15 protein-coding genes and 1 pseudogene are annotated in these 20,275 nt (G+C 71.6%); 9 read left to right on the plus strand and 7 right to left on the minus strand.

Annotated features, from left to right (window positions below; translation table 11 throughout):
- Positions 1-5 precede the first annotated feature (5 nt).
- The 6 genes from ACZ3OF_RS05020 (at position 6) to ACZ3OF_RS05045 (ending at position 6,803) form a co-directional block, all read left to right on the plus strand.
- Positions 6-1,802 (plus strand): GTPase, encoded by a 1,797-nt coding sequence (locus tag ACZ3OF_RS05020; RefSeq protein WP_467302896.1) that lies wholly within the window; start codon positions 6-8, stop codon positions 1,800-1,802.
- A gap of 232 nt (positions 1,803-2,034) precedes the next feature.
- Complete coding sequence (locus ACZ3OF_RS05025; RefSeq protein WP_361678373.1) at positions 2,035-2,511, plus strand: single-stranded DNA-binding protein; 477 nt, start codon at positions 2,035-2,037, stop codon at positions 2,509-2,511.
- Between the two features lie 275 nt (positions 2,512-2,786).
- Positions 2,787-4,196, plus strand: a complete 1,410-nt coding sequence (locus tag ACZ3OF_RS05030) for a Cys-Gln thioester bond-forming surface protein (RefSeq protein WP_361678376.1) — start codon at positions 2,787-2,789, stop codon at positions 4,194-4,196.
- A gap of 222 nt (positions 4,197-4,418) precedes the next feature.
- Positions 4,419-5,312 (plus strand): NAD(P)-dependent oxidoreductase, encoded by an 894-nt coding sequence (locus tag ACZ3OF_RS05035; RefSeq protein WP_467302899.1) that lies wholly within the window; start codon positions 4,419-4,421, stop codon positions 5,310-5,312.
- Between the two features lie 663 nt (positions 5,313-5,975).
- Positions 5,976-6,152 carry a hypothetical protein gene (locus ACZ3OF_RS05040; RefSeq protein WP_467302901.1) on the plus strand — a complete coding sequence of 59 codons (177 nt, stop codon included), beginning with the start codon at positions 5,976-5,978 and terminating at the stop codon, positions 6,150-6,152.
- 186 nt (positions 6,153-6,338) lie between these two features.
- A complete protein-coding gene (locus tag ACZ3OF_RS05045) occupies positions 6,339-6,803 on the plus strand; it encodes a DUF3885 domain-containing protein (protein ID WP_361681877.1) in 465 nt (154 codons plus the stop codon).
- 10 nt (positions 6,804-6,813) lie between these two features.
- Here the strand turns inward: ACZ3OF_RS05045 and ACZ3OF_RS05050 are convergent.
- The 3 genes and pseudogenes from ACZ3OF_RS05050 to ACZ3OF_RS05060 all read right to left on the minus strand — a co-directional run bounded on the left by ACZ3OF_RS05050 (position 6,814) and on the right by ACZ3OF_RS05060 (position 9,298).
- Positions 6,814-7,640 (minus strand): IS5 family transposase gene (locus tag ACZ3OF_RS05050; RefSeq protein ID WP_467302905.1). Its coding sequence is split into 2 segments (ribosomal slippage): positions 6,814-7,286 and positions 7,286-7,640, totalling 828 coding nucleotides; the frame shifts between segments, so codons are not numbered across the junction.
- A gap of 196 nt (positions 7,641-7,836) precedes the next feature.
- Positions 7,837-8,438 (minus strand): annotated as a pseudogene (locus ACZ3OF_RS05055) (tyrosine-type recombinase/integrase); the annotation flags it as partial.
- A gap of 254 nt (positions 8,439-8,692) precedes the next feature.
- Entirely contained in the window at positions 8,693-9,298 is a 606-nt protein-coding gene (locus tag ACZ3OF_RS05060; RefSeq protein ID WP_467302907.1) for a hypothetical protein, read from the minus strand.
- Positions 9,299-9,714: 416 nt separating this feature from the next.
- Here ACZ3OF_RS05060 and ettA point away from each other — a divergent pair, with 416 nt between their 5' ends.
- Genes ettA through ACZ3OF_RS05075 form a run of 3 tightly spaced genes read left to right on the plus strand, consistent with a single transcriptional unit; the run spans position 9,715 to position 12,454 of the window.
- Positions 9,715-11,379 (plus strand): energy-dependent translational throttle protein EttA, encoded by a 1,665-nt coding sequence (gene ettA / locus ACZ3OF_RS05065; RefSeq protein ID WP_361678379.1) that lies wholly within the window; start codon positions 9,715-9,717, stop codon positions 11,377-11,379.
- Positions 11,380-11,381: 2 nt separating this feature from the next.
- Positions 11,382-11,804 (plus strand): acyl-CoA thioesterase, encoded by a 423-nt coding sequence (locus ACZ3OF_RS05070; RefSeq protein ID WP_361678382.1) that lies wholly within the window; start codon positions 11,382-11,384, stop codon positions 11,802-11,804.
- Positions 11,801-12,454, plus strand: a complete 654-nt coding sequence (locus ACZ3OF_RS05075) for a DUF8010 domain-containing protein (protein WP_361678385.1) — start codon at positions 11,801-11,803, stop codon at positions 12,452-12,454. Before ACZ3OF_RS05070 ends, ACZ3OF_RS05075 begins: the two co-directional genes overlap by 4 nt.
- A 28-nt stretch (positions 12,455-12,482) precedes the next feature.
- Here ACZ3OF_RS05075 and ACZ3OF_RS05080 read toward each other — a convergent pair whose 3' ends face one another.
- The 4 genes from ACZ3OF_RS05080 to ACZ3OF_RS05095 form a co-directional block, all read right to left on the minus strand.
- Positions 12,483-13,076: a DUF3180 domain-containing protein gene (locus ACZ3OF_RS05080; protein ID WP_467302912.1), complete on the minus strand. Its 594-nt coding sequence runs from the start codon at positions 13,074-13,076 to the stop codon at positions 12,483-12,485.
- Between the two features lie 22 nt (positions 13,077-13,098).
- Positions 13,099-14,043, minus strand: coding sequence for an ABC transporter ATP-binding protein (locus ACZ3OF_RS05085; protein WP_361678390.1), 945 nt, complete (start codon positions 14,041-14,043; stop codon positions 13,099-13,101).
- Positions 14,040-16,817 carry an FtsX-like permease family protein gene (locus tag ACZ3OF_RS05090; protein ID WP_467302914.1) on the minus strand — a complete coding sequence of 926 codons (2,778 nt, stop codon included), beginning with the start codon at positions 16,815-16,817 and terminating at the stop codon, positions 14,040-14,042. The genes ACZ3OF_RS05085 and ACZ3OF_RS05090 overlap by 4 nt, the downstream gene beginning before the upstream one ends.
- A gap of 74 nt (positions 16,818-16,891) precedes the next feature.
- Positions 16,892-20,233 carry an FtsX-like permease family protein gene (locus ACZ3OF_RS05095; protein WP_467302916.1) on the minus strand — a complete coding sequence of 1,114 codons (3,342 nt, stop codon included), beginning with the start codon at positions 20,231-20,233 and terminating at the stop codon, positions 16,892-16,894.
- Positions 20,234-20,275 lie beyond the last annotated feature (42 nt).

Raw genomic sequence — 20,275 nt, forward strand, 5'->3', positions numbered from 1 at the left:
GACCGGTGAGCAGCACGGTGGACGACCGCGCGGACGACCGCTGGGACGACGGCCTGATCGCACGGCGGGCGAGCGAGCGTGAACGGGCCCAGGAAGCCGAAGAGGCCCCTGCCGAGGCGGAGGAGGACAGTCTTCCGCCGCTCGGCGGGCAGTACGGCGGCTCCCTGCGCACCCGGCTCGACGCCCTCCATGAACTCGTCGGCCTCTCCCGTACACGACTGGCCAACGAGACGCTCGCCGAGGCCGGACGCGTACTCGACGAGGCCGCCGCACGCCAGCGGCTCTCCGCACGCCACACCGTCGTGGCGATCGCCGGGCCCACCGGCAGCGGGAAGTCGACGCTCTTCAACGCCCTCGCGGGCGTACCCGTCTCCGAGACCGGACTGCGCCGCCCCACCACCTCGGCGCCCATCGCGCTGAGCTGGTCCGAGGGCTCGGCCGGTCTCCTCGACCGGCTCGCCGTCCCCGGCCGGCTCCGGCGCCGCCCCCTGGCGGGCGGGGCCGCCGACGAGGACCTCCAGGGCCTCGTCCTGATCGACCTGCCCGACCACGACTCGGCCGTCACCACCCACCGCGACCAGGTCGACCGGGTCCTCGGCCTGGTCGACGCCGTGATCTGGGTCGTCGACCCGGAGAAGTACGCCGACGCGGTACTCCACGAGCGCTATCTGCGCCCGCTCGCGGGCCACGCCGAGGTCACCTTCGTCGTCCTCAACCAGATCGACCGGCTGGGCGGCGAGGCCGCCGACCTGGTCCTGGACGATCTGCGCCGTCTCCTGGACGAGGACGGCATGGCCCTCGGCGAACACGGCGAACCCGGCGCCACCGTCCTCGCGCTCTCCGCCCTCACCGGCGAGGGCGTGGGTGAACTGCGCGAACTGCTCGGCCGGTTCGTAACGGAACGGACCGCGCCCGCGCTCCGGCTCTCCGCCGACGTCGACGCGGCCGCGGTCCGGCTTCGCCCCGCATACGTCTCCGACGGCCAGACCGGTCTGGGGGAGCGGGCACGGGAGGACTTCGCGGCCCGGCTCGCGGTCGCCGTCGGCGCCGCGGCGGCGGGCGAGGCCGCCGAACGCGTCTGGCGCCGGAGCGCCATCCGCGCCTGCGGCACGCCCTGGCTGCGGCTCTACCGCTGGTACGAACGGATGCGCGCGCACGGCTCCACCGACCCGCGCCTCCAGGCGCCGCTGGAGGACGAACTCACGGCGCGGCAACGGGTGGAGCAGGCCGTACGGGTCGTCGCCGACGACGCCTCGCGCGGGCTCCCGGCGCCCTGGGCGCAGGCGGTGCGCGAGGCGGCGGCCCGGGGAGCCGACGGGCTGCCCGAAGCGCTCGACGAACTCACCGCGTCCATCGGCGATCCGGCCGCCCGCCCCCCGCGGCCCGCCTGGTGGCCGGCGGCCGTGCTGGCCCAGGTCCTGATGACGCTGCTCCAGGTCTTCGGCGCGCTGTGGCTGGTCGGCCAGATCATCGGCGTCGTGGAGCCGGGGCTGCTGCCGCCCGTCCTCATCATGCTCGGCGGCATCGTCGGCGGACCGCTGGTGGAGTGGGCGTGCGCGGCGGCGGTGAAGGGGCCGGCCCGGCGGTACGGGCAGGAGGCCGAACGGAAGTTGCGGGAGGCGGCGGCCGCGTGCGGGCGCGCGCGGGTCCTGGACCCGATCTCGGCCGAGCTGATGCGTTACCGGGAGGTGCGCGACCAGTTCGTGACGGTGTCGGGGACGCGCATGGGGGCCCGGGTGACGCGGCTGGGCGGCGGCGGTGTCCGGTGGGGTGGTACGAGGGCGGGCGCGCGGATGAGGTGAGGTCGGCGGCGGGGGAGCAGTCCGCGGAGGGGCTGCTCGCAGGGGCGCTGCCCGTCGGGGGCCCTGCTCGGGGCGCGTCCCGGGGCGCCGGTCACGTGGCGCGGGTTCACCCCTGCGGGTGACGGTCTTCTCCCCAACACCTCGTCCGTCCACAGGCTTCGGCGGGGTTCCGCCGCCCCGTCCAGCATGGAGGTGCAGGGCAGCCAGGCCTGAGGAACGGGGAGGGACGGACATGAACGACACGATGGTGACGCTGGTCGGGAACGTGGCGACGAGCGTGGAGTACCGGGAGACGGCGACGGGCGGGGTGGCCCGGTTCCGGTTCGCCGTGACGGCGCGCCGCTGGGACCGGGAGCGGGGCACCTGGACGGACGGACACACCAGCTTCTACACGGTGTTCGCGTGGCGGGCGCTCGGCGCCAACCTCGCCGCGTCGGTCTCGGTGGGCGAGCCGCTGGTGGTGCACGGCCGGTTGCGGGTGCGGGAGGAGGAGGGGGAGGACCGGCAGGACGGCCGCCGCAGGACGTTCGTGGACATCGACGCGCTCGCCGTGGGCCACGATCTGACGCGCGGAACGGCGGCCTTCCGCCGGGTGGCGAAGGGCGATTCACGCTCGACGGAGCGTCAGGGGAGCGGCGGAGAGGGAGGGGTTGAACGGGACCTGTGGGAGCGCCCGGAGGCGCCTAAGGTCCTGGAACCCGCGCTCTGAACTGGTGTTGTAGTGATTTGTCGACTCTGTGACCTGCGATTCTCCGCAGAGCGGACGCCCTCATAACGATTCCGAGACGGAATGGTTATCAGGTCGTATGAGCGGGCACCCAGCTCTTCCCCATCTCTAGGATTCCCAGGTACTCATACGGGACTTGAGTCACCACTTGAGTCGACAGTTGAGTCAACCGGGTCTGTGAATCTGCTGGCGATGCGCTCCCCCCACGTGTCACGAATGACCTACGGCACGGAGCAGCTCGCCCGGAGGGGAAATTCATGTTTTCTGTTCGGAGGCGCGGCGTTGCCCGCCTTGCCGCCGCGACCGTGGTCACCGGCCTCGTCGCGGCCGGTGCGATAGCTGTAGCGGGACCGGCGCTGGCCGAGGACGGGGCGGACGGCACCGGCGGCGCGACCGCCACGCTGGGCAAGCTCACCGTCTTCGACACGGTCAAGATCAAGGGCCAGGGCAAGGTCTCCGCCGGCCTGTTCGAGATGCAGGTCACCCCCGGCGGTGTGCTGCAGACCTACTGCATCGACCTCTACACCGGCGCCAAGACGGGCCAGGAGTACAAGGAGGTCGGCTGGGACCAGTCGTCCCTGCACAACAACAAGAACGCGGGCAAGATCCGCTGGATCCTGCAGAACTCCTACCCGCAGGTCGACAAGCTCGACGAGCTGGCCAAGAAGGTCGGCGCGGCGAACCTGACCAAGGAGACGGCCGCGGCCGCCACCCAGGCCGCCATCTGGCACTTCTCCGACAACGTGGACGCCGAGCCCGTCAACAAGGACGCGCAGAAGCTCACGGAGTACCTGGAGAAGGAGGCGGTGAACCTGGAGGAGCCCAAGGCTTCCCTCAGCGTCTCCCCGGCCTCGGTCGCCGGTAAGTCGGGCGAGCGCCTCGGCCCGATCACGGTCGACACCAACGCCGCCTCCGCCGCGGTCTCCCTCGCCCCGGGCGCGCCCGCGGGCGTCAAGCTGGTCGACAAGGACGGCAAGGTCGTCACCAACGTCGCCAAGGGCGGCCAGGTCTTCTTCGACGTTCCGGCCGGCACCGCCGACGGCGCCGCCGAGCTGAAGGTCCAGGCCGACACGACGGTCCCGATCGGCCGCGCGTTCGTCTCCACCAAGGTCAAGAGCCAGACCCTGATCCTGGCGGGCACCAGCACCTCCAGCGTCACCGCGAAGGCCACCGCCACCTGGGCGAAGAAGGGCGCGATCCCGGCCGTCACGGTCGAGAAGAACTGCGCCAAGGGCGGCCTGGACGTCACGGCGTCCAACGAGGGTGACGAGGACTTCACCTTCGAGGTCAAGGGCCAGAAGGTCACCATCGCCGGCGGCGAGTCGAAGACGGTGACGGTCCCGCTCGCCGAGGACGAGGCCTACGACTTCACGATCACCGGCCCGAACGGCTTCGAGAAGAACTTCAAGGGCGTTCTCGACTGCAAGACGGCCACCCCGGGCCCGCTCCCGTCGGAGACCCCGTCGACCGAGCCGTCCGTCACCACCCCGCCCACCGAGGGCACGGCCGGCGGTTCCACCACCGGCTCCACCACCGGTGGCGGCGACCTCGCCGAGACCGGTAGCTCCAACGCCACCCCGATGATCGCCGGCATCGCCGCGCTCCTCGTGGTTCTCGGCGGCGGCGCGGTCTTCTTCCTCCGCAAGAAGAAGACGGCCGGCCAGTAACAGTCCGGTAGGACACCCGTAGTACCACCGGCCCCGGTGCGCGACACGCGCACCGGGGCCGTCGTGCGTGTACGGGGAGACACGCCCCGCTCCGATTCCACGCGCACGCCCCGAAATCCCTTGACCTCGACTTCGGTTGAGGTTCTAGCGTGGCGTTCGCCCAGCACCGGTGGCGGCCCCGCAGGGGGCCTGGCCACGGCGACCCGGAAGAGAGCGACTTCGATGACCACTGCCCCGGAACGAACCGACGTCAAGCCGGCCGTGACCGTGATCGGCTTGGGCGAAATGGGTTTCGCGCTCGCCGGCGCCTTCCTGGACGGCGGGCACGCGACCACGGTCTGGAACCGTACGCCGGACAAGGCCGGCGAACTCGTCGCCAGGGGAGCCGAGCGGGCTGCCTCCGTCCGCGACGCCGTTGCCGCCAGTCCTCTCGTGGTCGTCAGCGTGAAGGGCAACGCGACGGCCCGCGCGGTGCTGGAATCGGCGGGCGACGCGCTTGCCGGCCGCTCGGTCCTCAACCTCACGGACGGGACATCGGCGGAGGCCAGGGCCGTGGCCGAGTGGGTCGGAGACCAGGGCGCGCAGTATCTCCACGGGCAGATCATGACGATCGCTCCGGGCATCGGCGGCGCAAAGTCGGTGATCTTCTACGGCGGTTCCGACGCCGTGTTCCGCCAGTTCCAGGCGACGCTTCAGCTCGTCGGCGGCAGGGGAACGCTGATCTCGGCCGACGCCGGAGTGCCCGCGCTGTACGGGATGGCCGTGCACGGCACCATGTGGGGCGCGCTCAACGGATTCCTGCACGCGGCCGCCCTGCTGTCCAGTGAGGGCATCGAGACGCGGCGGTTCCTGGACGACGCCCACCCCTCCGTCGACGCCCTCCTGGGGTTCCTCCCGGTGATCGCCGACGAGGTCGACCGTGGCGAGTACGCGACGCCGTACGGAGCGCTCCAGCACCACCGGCCCTCGGTCGAGGACCTCGTCCGCGAAAGCGAGGCGCGGAACATCGACGCCGCATTCCCCCGCTACACCCTCGCCCTCGTGAACAAGGCCGTGGAGAACGGCCACGCCCACGACAGCTACTCCCACCTGATCGAGCACTTCAGGAAGAAGTGACCACGGACGCGCGTGCGCTGGGCCGTCCGGAGGCCGTGCGAGAGGCCCGGCGCGCCTGCCGACGACAAGCGGTGACAGGTTGGCTACGGAGTGCACGGGAACCCCCAGGTCAGGGCGCCCACCGCCTACTGGTTGGCCCCCGGGGGTGGCGGTCAGGCAGGATGGGGTGTTTCTCGTCGAGCGAGGACACAAAACAGCCCCTCACCAGCAGGTTCCCGCCAATGAGGGGCCGTCTCAGGCAGCCTGGGCCGTCTCTGGGCCGTTAGCTGGGGGAGGGGACGTCAGGGAACCGAGAGTGCGGGCTGCTCGCCGGCAATGTTCCCGAGGCCGAGATCGGCGCGCATCGTGGCGCGCATCCGCTCCCATTGCTCCCAGAGCCGAACGAAGTCCGTTCGTATTTCGTCGAACGGACCCATCTGGATCCGGATGCCCCTCTTCCAGGCACATGGTTCGCCGGTAGACCTCAGACAGCGCCTTCGTCATCTCATCCAGCTCGGCCAAGACCGCTGCGGAGGCGACCATCTGAGCCTCGGCGAAGACGGAGTGGTGATCGCGTCGGGCCTCCTCGACCAGCTCACGTGCATCCGGCGTGACAGCTCCCTTGTGCACGATCCACAAGAAGTTCATGAGGTGGGTTCGGTAGCGGCGTAGGGACGCGTCGACTTGCATGTAGCCGTCGCGTCGACGGTTCAGCTCAGCTACCTGATGCTCGCGGCGCCACTGGGCTTCGGCTGCCTGCTGCTGACGCTCGAACTGCTCCGACTGAACGCGAGCCAGAAGGCGTTGCGACAGGACAGAGGCAACAAGCGTGCCTGTGACGCCAACCACCGCAGCGGCTAAGACGTCGTTTCTCTTGGTGACCCAGCGCGGGGCATCATGACCATCGGTAGAGGCCACGGTGCGAGAGGACGAGTACGGCAGATGTCTGGAGGTGCGAGGGAGGCTTTGACAGAGTTGTGGCAGCAGCACTGGCCCAACTGTCCTCCAGTCGGGTACAAGCTCCGCGACCCGTACTGGAATGTCTGGGTGCGCTTCCACAGCCTGCCGGAGTCGAAGCGATACGCGGAGGACGAGAGCGAGTACACCATCGTCCTGGAGCGGTACAACACCGTCCTCGATGAGTTGTTCGCTGGTGGGGATGTCTACGTGATCACCCCAGTTTGGGCGACCGAAGCCGAGGTTGCGCCATCTCTTCCAGATGCTGGCTACTGGCAGAGCCTGCTGGTGGAGGACGATCCAGATCCGGAGTTCCGTACCTACTGCCACCTCTTCGCCGCCCGCCGGCCCTGGCGATACGGCTGCCTCGACGAACTGTTCCGTGACATCGCGGACGACAAGGTGGCGGGAGTCCTCATCACCGACACCCAGATGCGACGCATCTACCACCCCTACGACGGAGGGGCCGATGTCTTCCTCGCCACGCCCGAGGAGCGGGATCAGACGCGCGATCGGCATGCCGACTGGCTTTCCAGCCACCCGTCGGGACTCTGACAGGACTGGCTCACCACCCCGTCAGTGTCTTGGGATTCAGGTACAGCCGACGGAAACAGATACGGAGGGCCGCTATGCCGACGAAGGCAAGGAAATATTCGGCCTTGCGCTCGTAGCGACGGTGGAGCCGTCGGCATCCGGCCAGCCAGGACACGGTCCTCTCGACCACCCACCGGTGACGGCTGAGCCGCTGTGAGGACTCGACGCCCTTGCGGGCGATGCGGTGGCGGATGCCACGGCTGCGAAGCCACCGTGGTCGTAGTCGTAGCCCTTGTCGGCGTGCAGCTTCGCCCGGGCGCCGACGGCGCGGGCCGCGGTGGGAGCGGATGGGCGGGATCCCACGCACGAGGGGCTCCAGGCCCAGGCTGTCGTGCATGTTCGCACCGGAGATACCCAGAGACAGCGGCAGTCCGTTGCGATCGGTGATCAGGTGGATCTTCGATCCCAGCTTGCCGCGATCGGTCGGATTCGGTCCCGTCAAAGGCCCCCTTTTGCAGCCCTGACACTGACCGAGTCGATCGCGCACCGCGACCAGTCAAGCTCACCCCGGGCCCCGAGTTCGTCGAGCACGACCCGATACAACCGGGCCCAGACCCGGTCCCGGCTCCACTGGGCAAAACGCCGGTAGACCGTGGGCCAGGCCGGTCCGAACACCGGCGGCAACTGCCGCCAGGTGCAGCCCGACGTCGCCACGAAGATGATCGCGGCCAGAGCTTCACGGTCACCCGCCCGACGCCGGCCCCCGCCCTGCGGACGCTTCACCTCAGTCGGCGGCACCACCCGCCGGAACAGCACCCACAACTCCTCCGGCACCAACCGCTCAACCAGATCTGTCATGCACGGCCCAACGAATAGTCACGCCAAAAGAAACGACGTCTAAGCCGATGAGCGCGCTTCCCATTGATCCCCCTGACTGATTGACGGAATCATGTCAGTGGCATCCTGCCGCAGTGCGGTGGCTACGGATGCTCTTTCCGAGCGAGGACACAAAACAGCCCCTCACCAGCAGGTTTCCCGCCGATGAGGAGCCGTCTCAGGCGGCCTGGGCCGTGTCTGGGCCGTCATGCGCGTGGCCGGCAGCCCGGTACATACTGCTGATGGCGTTGCGGCTCCGCGTCTCGCTGCTCGGCATCAGGTGCGTGTACACCCGGAGCGTGAACCCTGGGTCGCTGTGCCCAAGGTAGAGACTCAGGGGGCCTTGATGTTCTCGCCTGCGTCCAGGAGGACGGAGGCGTAGAAGTGCCGGAGTGCGTGCATCCCGTGCTCACGGGCGGCGGCGAAGCGGTGCCCCTTCTCGGGGACGGGGATGATTCCGGCGCCAGCGAGTGCCGGCTTCCACGTCTTGTCGCTGAACGCGTTGCTCCACAGTGCGGTGCCGGCGGGGGCCGTGAAGACGAGCCGGTGCGTCACCTTGGGCCCAGTCGGGGTGAGCCATGGCAAGGTGACGTCGACCGGCGGGAAGTGCTTGATGTGCTCGCGGAGGGCGGTCGACACCTCGGGGTCGAGCGGCACGTCCCGGAGTTTCCCGCGCTTGGGCGGGACGAACACGAGCCCACCGCGGACCTTCTTCACCTGCTGGCGCACGTAGAGCCAGCCGAGGTCGCCGATGTTGTCGACGCCGAGCCCGAAGATCTCAGGCCGTGGGCGTCTGCCATGCAGCGTCGTGGTGAAGGTGGGGCCCCATCCCGTCTGCCATCGACCCAGGCAGAGCCGAGCAGACACGGGCCCTGGCGTCCAGGTCGTTCGTGCAGTGGCGCGCTCCACCTGGAGGCCAGGACCCGCGCCTGCTCCACGGTGTGTGGGTCGACGGCAGACGGGATGGGAGCGGGGGGTGCGCTGTGGCTGGGCTGCCGTTTGGAGCGAGCGGCGACCGTATAGACCCCGGACGATTAACCGAGCGAAAGAAGTGACAGCACTGCTGACACTGAGGCTGCGACGGCGGCAAATAGGCTCGGTGCGTGAATTACGACAGTGCGAGGCGTCAGGTTTTGGTCTACAAGTTTCCGCAGCTTCGTGTCGATCAAGTATTCCTGCACCTGGACATCGGGGCGACCCTCTGTAAGAGCCGCGAAGGAGATGCTTTGCTTGCTCGCCAAGAGATCTGGCCCAAAGCTGATGACGCTTCCTTGCGTGCTGTACTGACCGTCAAAGGTGGTAGTAATTTCCAGGATCGGTGTCCCGAGATCGAAGGCCAGAGGGCGCGCCTGATCGAAGTAGTCGCTGGCCACAGCATGCCGACCTGTGTTCGTCAGGCGAAGGGTGAACATGTGGGGGTCGCGAATGGTGACGCCGTTATGTACCACAGAGACGCCGTGCTGAAGAGTGCTCGTTTCGTTCATCAATGGAGCGCTTTCGATCGCGTAAGTGATCTCGCGCTTTGGCGGAAAGAGGGCGCGCCGCGCGTAGATCACTCCGACGATTCCGAGAAATAGCGCGAGGATCGCGATGACGATCGTTGCCAGATTGAAGGCACGTCCGTCCAGCACGTCCGGCATTCCAAGTCCCCTCCGACGATTCCAAACAAAAGGCAATTCAGCGCATGTGGCATCTCTTGTGGAGGTGCCCTTCGCTGCGGTTGATGCGCTGCGAGTGCAGCAGGAAGGTATCGCTCCGAAGGCGACCCTGCCTCTAACTGTCTGCAAGATCCCCGCTGGTCTTGATTGCCCCTTCTGCCTGCTGGCGATTGCCCTAGGGGGCACGGTGGCGGAGCGGCGGTGGCGGCCGGGCCGTCTGTGGGCCGTGCGAGGGGCTCACGGGTGGCCGGGGGCGACCAACAGTGACAGGTCGGCTACGGGGGTGGCCCGGGAACGCGCAGGTCAGGGGGTGCCCCGCCTACTGGTTGGCCCCCGGGGGTGGCGGTCAGGCAAGATGGGGTGTATCTGCCCACTCACTCTTTGCCGGACGGTTTCTCTTGGCTGAGTACATCTACACGATGCGCAAGACGCGCAAGGCGCACGGCGACAAGGTCATCCTCGATGACGTGACGCTGAGCTTCCTGCCCGGTGCGAAGATCGGTGTGGTCGGCCCGAACGGTGCCGGTAAGTCCACCGTCCTCAAGATCATGGCCGGTCTTGAGCAGCCGTCCAACGGTGACGCCTTCCTGTCGCCCGGCTACACCGTCGGCATGCTCCTCCAGGAGCCCCCGCTCGACGAGACCAAGACCGTCCTGCAGAACGTCCAGGACGGCGCCGCCGAGATCATGGGGAAGCTTCACCGCTTCAACGAGGTCGCCGAGCTCATGGCGACCGACTACTCGGACGCGCTCATGGAGGAGATGGGCAAGCTCCAGGAGGACCTGGACCACGCCAACGCCTGGGACCTCGACGCGCAGCTGGAGCAGGCCATGGACGCGCTGGGCTGCCCGCCCGGTGACTGGCCGGTCGTCAACCTCTCCGGTGGCGAGAAGCGCCGCGTCGCGCTCTGCAAGCTCCTCCTCGAGGCGCCCGACCTGCTCCTCCTCGACGAGCCCACCAACCACCTGGACGCCGAGTCCGTGCAGTGGCTGGAGCAGCACCTCGCCAAGTACCCCGGCACCGTCGTAGCCGTCACCCACGACCGGTACTTCCTCGACAACGTGGCCCAGTGGATCCTGGAGCTCGACCGTGGTCGCGCCCACCCCTACGAGGGCAACTACTCCACCTACCTGGAGAACAAGGCCACCCGCCTCAAGGTCGAGGGCCAGAAGGACGCCAAGCGTGCGAAGCGTCTGAAGGAAGAGCTCGAGTGGGTGCGGTCGAACGCCAAGGGGCGTCAGGCCAAGTCCAAGGCCCGTCTCGCTCGCTACGAGGAAATGGCCGCCGAGGCCGACAAGATGCGGAAGCTGGACTTCGAGGAGATCCAGATTCCGCCGGGCCCGCGCCTGGGCTCCATCGTCGTCGAGGTCAACAACCTCTCCAAGGCCTTCGGCGACAAGGTCCTCATCGACGACCTCAGCTTCACGCTGCCCCGTAACGGCATCGTCGGCGTCATCGGCCCGAACGGCGCCGGCAAGACCACGCTCTTCAAGATGCTCCAGGGCCTGGAGACCCCGGACACCGGCTCCGTCAAGGTCGGCGAGACCGTCAAGATCTCGTACGTCGACCAGAGCCGCGCCAACATCGACCCCAAGAAGACGCTGTGGGCCGTCGTCTCCGACGAGCTGGACTACATCAACGTCGGCCAGGTCGAGATGCCGTCCCGGGCCTACGTGTCCGCCTTCGGCTTCAAGGGCCCGGACCAGCAGAAGCCGGCCGGTGTCCTCTCCGGTGGTGAGCGCAACCGCCTGAACCTCGCGCTCACCCTCAAGCAGGGCGGCAACCTGCTGCTCCTCGACGAGCCGACCAACGACCTCGACGTCGAGACCCTCGGGTCGCTCGAGAACGCGCTCCTGGAGTTCCCGGGTGCGGCCGTGGTCATCTCCCACGACCGCTGGTTCCTGGACCGGGTCGCGACGCACATCCTCGCGTACGAGGGTGAGTCGAAGTGGTACTGGTTCGAGGGCAACTTCGAGTCCTACGAGAAGAACAAGATCGAGCGCCTCGGCCCGGACGCGGCCCGTCCGCACCGTGCCACTTACAAGAAGCTGACCCGAGGCTGAGCGTGCGCCATATCTACAGCTGTCCCCTGCGTTGGTCGGACATGGATGCCTTCGGGCACGTCAACAACGTCGTCTTCCTGCGGTACCTGGAAGAGGCGCGGATCGACTTCATGTTCCGGCTGGCGCCGGGCGACGGTTCGCCGTCGTTCTCCGGCGGGTCCGTCGTGGCCCGGCACGAGATCGACTACGTGCGGCCGTTGGTGCACCGGCACAGGCCGGTCACCATCGAGTCGTGGGTCACGAAGATAGGCGCGGCGTCGCTGACGATCGCGTACGAGGTCAAGGACCCCGAAGTGACGTACGTACGGGCCTCGACGGTCGTCGTCCCCTTCGACCTGGAGGCCCAGCGGCCGCGTCGCATCTCCGCCGAGGAGCGGTCGTTCCTCGAGGAGTACATGGACGACGGGATGACGTCCGCCGCATGATCGCGCCGCTGCACTTCGCCGACGCCCGGGAGGCGGCGGACCTCGCCGCCTTCCTTGCCAGGCTGATCCACTACGACCGCGCCGCCGCCGTCCGCCTCCAGGCCGGGGGCGGCGCGCTCGCGGTGTTCGGACGGCCGCCGTCGTTCGAGGTGCTGGCGATCCGTACGGCACGGCTCGTCGACGCCGTGGATCTGGACGTCACCGTCTCCGCCGGTGAACTCCTGGAGGGCATCGAGGAGTCGGCCGGCAAGGCCGTCGTCCCCGACAGCGTCACCGGCCCGCCGTGGGCCGGCGTCCTGCCGCCGCGCGGTGGCTGGGAGCCGGTCACCGGCCTGCCGGGCGCGGAGCGGCTGCGCGGAGCGGTCACCGCGGCGGTCGCCGAATTCCGCGCGCGGGACGAGGAGTTGCCGAAGGAGCGGCGGACGCGGGCCGAGCGGGACCGCATCGGCCGCGAGATCTGGTCGCGGACGGTCGCGGAGACCGGGCTGCCGCTGCGCGCGGTGCACGCCGCGCAGTCCCTTGGCTTCCTGCCGGGGGAGGGCGTGCCGGTGGCGCTGTTCGCCTCGGGGCCGTGGCTCCGGCTCCGTACGCCCTTCGGCTCGATAGCGGTACGGACGGTCCCGTCGTCCCTGTCGTTCGCCCCCGCCTGAGGCCGGCGCCCGACCACGAGGGGCTCGCTCAGCGCGACTCCCTCTTCCCGCCCTCCCTCGCGATCGTGATCACCGAGGCCAGCGCCGACAAGGCCAGCAGGACCGCCGGGATCACCGGGGATCCGCGGGGCACGTTCTCGCTCGCCAGGACCGGGTCCAACCGGTGGGTCGGGTCGTACGCGATGCGGATCCTCCCGCCCTCGGACGCCGCCCTGGTCTCGGCGGTGAACTCCGCCGGGTAGCCCCCGGGGCAGTCCACCGTGTGGTGGAAGAGCGTCCTGGGCTCGGGCGCCCCTTCGCCGAAGGTCGGATGGTGGGTCACCCCGACCTTCCCCACCACGACACAGCTGACGACCGCGCTCCGGGTCGACGAGTCCCGTACCTCCACCCAGACCGCCGCCAGGCCCGCCAGGATCAGCAGGGCCGCCAGGCAGCCGCCGCCCTCACGGAAGAGGGCGTTGTGGGCGCCCAGAGCGGCGCCGAGGACGGCGAGCCCGACCAGCACCGCGACCCCGGTGGGAGTCGCCGAACCGCGCAGGCTCCAGTCGGCCCAGACGTACAGCAGCGCCCCCGCGCCCCAAGGCACCGCCACCGCGCCGAGATACGACAGTGCCTTCCCCACGAGCCGCCCCCGTCCCTCGCGTTCATCCGTCCGCGTCGTCCGGCCACACCCCGATGTGGTCCTGCTCCAGCTCCAGCATCACGCGGTGCTCCATGCCCAGGGACGCCGTGTACTCCGCCGGGAGTTGCAGCCGGCCCGCGCGGTCGAGCATCGCGTACTCGCGGGAGACCAGGGACTCCTGGCCCTCCGCGTCGACCTCCGTACGGCGCAGGACCTCCGAGGAGGTGCGGCCGTCTCGGATGGCGACCGTGCGGCGGACCTCGGAAGCGACGGCCTGGTCGTGGGTGACGATCACGATCGTCGTGCCCAGCTCCTCGTTGGCGCGGCGGAAGGCCGCGAAGACCTGCTCGCCCGTCGCCGAGTCCAGCTCGCCCGTCGGCTCGTCGGCCAGCAGGACCGAGGGGTTGTTCGCCAGCGCCACCGCGATGGCGACCCGCTGCTGCTGGCCACCGGACATCTGGTGCGGACGGCGGTCCCGGCAGTCCGCGACCTCCAGCATCGCGAGCAGCTCCTCCGCCCGCTCCGCCTTCCCCGCCCGGCTCGACCGCCCCCGCAACTGCATCGGCAGCGCCACGTTCTGCGCCGCCGTCAGATACGACAGCAGGTTGCGGGACGTCTGCTGCCAGACGAAGCCCACCACGTCCCGCCGGTACCCCAGCCGCGCCTTCGCGTCCATCGAGAGCAGATCACGGCCCGCGACCCTCGCCGCGCCCGCCGTCGGTACGTCCAGGCCCGCCAGGATGTTCATGAGTGTCGACTTGCCGCTGCCCGACGCCCCCACCAGGGCCATCAGCTCGCCCTCGCGCACCAGGAGGTCGAGGCCCTGGAGCGCCTGCACCTCCACCCCGTCCGTGGTGAAGATCCGTACCAGCCGGTCGCAGGCGATCAGCGCGTCGTGCCCGAACGAGGGCCGGTGGCGGTGGGCCGTCGCCCGCTGCTCCAGCTCCGCAAGGCTGATATCGGTCATCGTGCGTCTCCTGCCCTGAGTTCCCTGATCGATCCGGCGCGCGTCGACCACCACGCCTGAAGGGCCGCCGCCAGGCCCGTGAGCGCCACCACCCCCACCGCCGGGAGCGCCAGCGACCACACGTCCACCCGCAGCGGAGCGGTGTCGAGCGCGCCGAGCCCGGGCGCCGCCGCGAGCGAGAGCCGGACGAGATCCACGCCCGGGGCGAGCAGCAGGATCGTCGCCCAGCCGACGAGCATGCCGCCGACCGCCGCGAGCAGCGCCTGCGGCAGCGCTTCGAGACCGAGGAGCCGCCGGCCCTGCCGCCGGGTCAGCCCCATCGTCCGCAACCGGGCGAGGAGTAGGGCCCGTTCCGGCGCGGACTGCAGCAGCGAGAGCAGGACGGCCAGGACGGCATAGCCCGCACCCGCCCCGATCGCCGCCAGATAGATCCGCTCGGCGCCCGCCTGCATCGGCGAGTCCACGTAGGTGGCCCGCTGCTCGGTCCGCAGCACCACGGAGAAGTCACGGCTCTTCGCCGCGACCACGGCCCGCAGCGCGTCCCCCTTCACGGAGGGTCCGGAGGCCAGCAGCACGGTGTCCGCCCGATGGGTCAGGTCGGCCGCGTTCACCAGCAGGAAGTCCTGCTCGGGCAGGGCCGGCGTGGCGGACCGTACACCCACGATCCGCACCGTGAACGAACCGGCCGCCGCCGTGATGCCCCGAGGCTCCGTGCCGAGCCGCTCGGCGACCGCGGGCGAGGCGATCGCCGGCAGCACCCGCCCCGCGTCGTCCTTCCCGCCCGTCCCGGTGGATGTCAGCAGCTCGGCGGGGAACGGCCCGAAGCCGGTCCGCGCGGCGAGCCGGGCGTACGACTCCGGTTCCACCCCCACCAGGGGAGTGGTCCGCAGCTCGGTCGCCGAAGTCGTCCCGGTGGTCGGCAGCGCCACGCCGTACTCGACCTGCACCGTGGCCACGTCCTTCACCCCCGCCGTCCCGCGCACCGCCTTCGCGAGCCCGTCCGGCAGCGGCGCCGCGTCGGCGTCGCCCGTCACCCGCGCGTCCGCGCCCGTCTCCAGGAGCGCCGCCCGGTCCCGCGCGTCGGCCACCCCGGCGAGCACCGAGCCGCCGAACGCGGCCGTCGTCAGAGCCACCAGGAGCGCCAGCAGCGGCAGCGCACCCGTCACCGAGGAACGCCCGGCCCGGGCGAGCGACAGATAGCCGACCGCGCCGCGCAGCGCGCGCGCCGGCCGTGTCGCCCACCGCAGCGGCAGCGGATACAGCCGTACGAGGACGAGCGCGGCGATCAGCGCGACGAGTACCGGCGCCGAACTGACCAGGTAGTCACCGGAATCCTCCGTACCGCGCCGGCGCAGCGCCACGACCGCGCCGACGGCCAGGGCGAGGACCGTGAGTTCGGCGACCGTACGGCCCCGGGAGGGGCGGGCGGCGATCAGGTCCTCGCGCCCGCCGTGCGCGAGCGGCCTGCGGTGCAGGAACAGCGCGCGCAGCGGCAGCGCCAGGACGGCGAGCAGCGCGACCGCGCCGGCCGCGGCGAGAGCGGGGCCGAATCGGGCGTCGGGGAAGACGAGCGTCGCGAGCAGCAGACCGAGTCCGGCGGCGGGCAGGGCCAGGACCGCCGTCTCCCCGAGCAGCCGGACGCCGATCCCGGCCAGGGAGCCGCCGCGCGAGCGCAGCAGCGCCAGCTCGGCGGCGCGCCGGGCGGCGAACAGCCCGCCCGTCATGGCGAGCACGACCGCCGCGACCGCGCCGATGCCGAAGGCGGCGACCGCGACGACCGGCTCGATCGCCGTCCGCATGCCGCTGTACGCCGCGACGACCTCGTCGAGGCCCGTGGTGACCGTGCCGAAGGAGCCGATCACCTCCCGGGCCTTCGCCAGGTCGGGCCCGCCCGTGAGCGAGGCCACCGCCTGGCTCAGACGCGGCTCGTCCCGCGCGGTGAGATGGTCGCCGACGGGCGCCAGCCGCCAGTACAGCTCGGGCTCGCCCAGGCTCTCCTGGAGCAGGGCCCCGCCCTCCGGGGGCAGCAGCAGCGCGGCCTGCCAGTAGTACTTCGTCTCGATGCCGCCACGCTTCATCGCGTACGCGGGGGTCCTCAGGAGGGACTCGACCGACCAGTAGGCGGCCTGCGGACGCACCGGCTCCACGATGCCGGTGACGGTCACGGCGAGCGGGGCCGAGCCGTACCGGTTCGGCACATGGACCACCGAACCGACCTTCAGGCGAAGGGACTTCGCCGTCTCGACGGTGACGGCCGCCTCGCTGGTGAGCTCGGCCGTGTCCGCCTTCGCCGGCAGCCGGCCCGACCGTACCGTCGTGTGCTCGGCCAGCGCCGACGGTGTGGCGAGGATGAACTCCGGGGGCACCCCGTACGGCTGCGGAAGCCAGGGATCGAGGCCGGTGACCCACTTGGTGGTGCGTACACCGTGCACCGACTCCTCCGGGTCGATGCGCAGCGGGGCGGGCAGCAGTCGCTCCAGCTGCGCCCGCTGCCGCGCCAGGTCGTCGGGGGCCGTACCGTTCGCCTGCCCGTCCGGCAGGCCGTCGGGCCGGACCAGCGGGGTCGCGATCTCGAGGACCGTGGTGCGGGGGGCCGCCTCGGCGATGTCGTGCCGCAGACCCTCGGACTCGTACGCGTCCACGGTCCGCGGGAGCGCGGCGGCGAGGAACGCCGTGACCAGGACGAGCAGCGCGAAGGCCCAGGCCGTCCCCGGGGCGACCCGCAGCCGGGTCCGCACCCAGGGCGCCACGGCGCGGACGGGCGTGCGGGGCATGGCGGCTGCCTTTCTGACGGGTGCGGGCGGGGACCCGGGAGAGGGCGGGGGAGGCACGCGGTCCTCGCGGCGCGTCACTGGTCCCCCTGGTGCCGCAGGGTCACGGCCGGGTCGGTGCGGCGCAGCGCGATCGTGGCGACGATCAGCAGCGGCAGCGCGGCGACCCCGGCGAGCAGCAGGGCCACATGCCCGGGCGGGAGCTGGACCAGGACGCGTGGGACGGGCTGAGCCGCCTGGCCGGTCAGCACGATCAGGGGGACGACGGCCCGGGTCAGCACGGCGCCCAGCGCCAAGCCCACCAGCAGGCCGATGCCGACCAGCAGGCCCTGCTCGGCGGCGATCAGCCGGGCCAGCTGGCGGCGCGGGGCGCCCAGCGCCCGCAACACCCCGAACTCCGCGGACCGTTCCCGCGTCGAGCCGGCCGCGCCGACCGCGAAGCCGACGGCCGCGAGCGCCGCCGCGGCCACCGCGACCGCCATCAGCGCCGCGTCGGGGCCCGCGCCGAGCGGATCGCCGAGCAGCTCGGCCGCGGCCTCGTCCCGTACGAGCACCTGCGCCGGATCGGTGTCGGGCCGGGCGCGCAGGGCCCGGGCCACGTCGTCGGCGCGGCCGGGCTCGGTGGTAAGCCACCACTCGTTGGGCTGGAGGGCCGCGGTGGGGTCGGCGGCGAGGGACCGGTTCGCCGCGTGCAGATCGACCAGGAGCGCACCCCCGTCGTCGGGCGTGGCGACCGGTGCGGACGCGGACAGGGTCGTGGCCCCGGCGCCGGTGGTCGGCAGCTCCCGTACGGTGTCCACGATCGTCACCTTCAGGTGCAGACTGCCGAGGGCCACCTCGACCCGGTCGCCCCGCTTCGCCCCGGCGGCCGAGAGGAACGCGTCCGTCGCCACCCCGCTCAGCGTCGCCGGCGGCGCGGTGCGTGGCGCGGTGATCCGCAGCCCGAAGTCCTCCTGGCCCGACGGCACCTGCGGCTCCGTCACACCGGTCGTGAACCCGACCTCGTACGGCGTCGGACCGGCGGACCGTCCGGTCAGCGCGACCGGGTCCCCGGGGTCGCCACCACTGGTCTCCTGATAGCCGGCGCGCCACGAGACGAGGGAGCGGACGGCGTCGACCGGGCGCTCGGAGCCGCCGTCGTGGCGGGAGACGAGCCGTTCGACGGCGAAGGTCTGCTTCCCGTCCTGCCCGTCGACGACCGTCCCGTCCAGCTCCACGCCGGTCAGCGTCAACGGGCCCACGGGCGTGCTCCGGACCTCCCCGGGACCGCCCAGGTCGAGGGTGAGCCGGTGCGACCGGCCGTCGGCGGGCAGCGGCCCGAGGAGCTGACGGTACGGAACGCCGTACGGGTCCTCCACGACCACCGTCACCTGCGCCGGGGCCGTGCCGCGTGGCGCGCTGCGCCGCAGCTCGAACGTCAGGCCACGGCTGTCGGCCGGCAGCACGAGCCCCGGGCGCGGACCCGCCTTCGGGGCGAGCGACGGGAGCAGCTCGCGGGCCGGGGCGTCCGCGAGGTCCTCGCGGAGCAGGAAGCCGTCGGCGGCGTGCCGGGTGTCGAGGGCGAGGACGGTCGCGGTGCGGTTGCCCGCGAAGCTCGTCGTGGCGCGGTGCGCCGGAGCGACCGAACGGACTCCCGGAAGAGCCGTGTACTGCCCGGCCAGGGACGGGTCGGCGCCCCCGGCGCTCAGGACCCGGAGCGCCGTACCCGTACGGAAGTCGGCCCGGTCCTCCTGCGAGCGGTCCCAGGAGGCGCTCTGCCCGACGGCGAGCATGCCCATCGCGACGGCGAGGACGAGCAGCAGCACCGGGCCCGCGCCGCGCAGCGGGCGGCGGCTGAACTGCCAGCCGGCCAGCGCGGCCGGAAGCCCGCGCCCGCTCGCGGCACGCCGCTCGGCGAGCCGGGCGGTGGGCGGCAGCAGCCGCAGGGTCAGGACGGTGCCGGCGAGCAGCGCGAGCGCGGGGGCGGCGACGAGCAGCGGATCGATGCCGAGCGAACCCCCGCGGTCGCCGCTGAGCGCACCACCGCCCGAGCCCCCGCCGGACCCGCCGGTCTGCCGGTCGAGCTGCCAGTAGGCCACGGCCGCGACGACGAGCAGACCGACGTCCGCCCCGGCCCGTACGGGCGCGGGCAGCGCCGCCGCACGTCCCTTGCGCAGGGTGACGGCGCCATCGTCCCCGGTGCTCAGCGCGGGGGCCACGACGGCGGCCGCACAGGCCACGGCGACCAGCGCCGCGACCAGCCACACCTGGCCGAGCGGGACGTCGTCGAGCCGTACGCCGAGGGCGTCGAGCGAGGCCCGGCCCGCGAGCAGCCGGGTCAGCGGACCCGCGAGCAGCGGGGCGATCACGGCCGCGGGCAGGGCGAGCAGCAGCGCCTCGGCGGCGGCGAGCGCGGCGATCCGGCGCCGTGAACCGCCGCGGGCCCGCAGCAGCGCCGTCTCGCCGGACCGCTCGGAGCTGAGCAGCCGGGCGACGAGCAGCAGGGCGTACGCGGCGAGCAGCACCAGCTGCACGGCGACGATCATCAGCGTCGACCGGGAGACGAGCAGGGACCGCTCGGTCTGCTCCAGGACGGTCGGCAGCGCGGTGTGCGCGCTGACGGCACCGCCGAAGGGGGCCGTGTCGGCGGTCAGCGCCTTCGGCTCGGCCGACGCGGAGGCGCGCAGCGCGTCCATGCGGTCGGTGGTGACGCCGGTGAAGTCGGCGGTGGCCAGCCAGGCCGTCTCACCGGAGGTGACCCGCCCGGAGCGGAGCACGGCGGGGTCGGTGAGCAGCGGCCCGTACGTCGTGAAGTTGACGGTCTTCACACCGCGCCCGCCCGCGTGGTCCAACTGCCAGTACAGATCGGTGAGATCGGCGGGCCGGTACACCCCGGTGACCCGCGCCCGCACCGGTTTCCCGCCGAACCGGTCGGCGAGGTCGAGCACGGTCCCCGGCCCGATCCGGAGCCGCCCGGCGGCCTCCTCGGGCACCGCCACGTCGATCACGGTGCCGGCGGTGCCGTCGGGCCAGGCGCCCTTGACGAGCGCGAGCCGCGAACGGTCGAGGGCCGCGAAGTGGGTGAGGTCGGGCTCGCCCAGGCGCGCGCCCGGGCTCTGCAGGGCGCGGGGCAGCGCGTACGGCCCGGATCGCTCCAGTTTCCGTACGGTCACCGGCAGCCCGTCGAAGGTCCGGCCGGCCGCCTCCCGCGTGGCGGTGTCGGCGCTCTCCCGCCGGGCCGGCGGCACCTGTCCGGTCACCACCAGCGCCGCGGCGGGCGCGGCGCGCCCCCGCAGTGCGCCCTGAAGGGCGGCGTCGCCGATGGAGCCGGAGAACGCGGCGAGGGTCGCGAGCACGGAGGTGGTCAGCAGGACGGCGAGGAGCGCCGCGGCGAGCAGCAACCGGTGCGCCCGCACGCGCAGCAGTACGAACCCGGTCACGCATCCCCCTGAACCCCGCCGAACGTTCGTCCGATGCTTTCA

It is taken from the genome of Streptomyces sp. NPDC022552 (genome assembly GCF_055561875.1).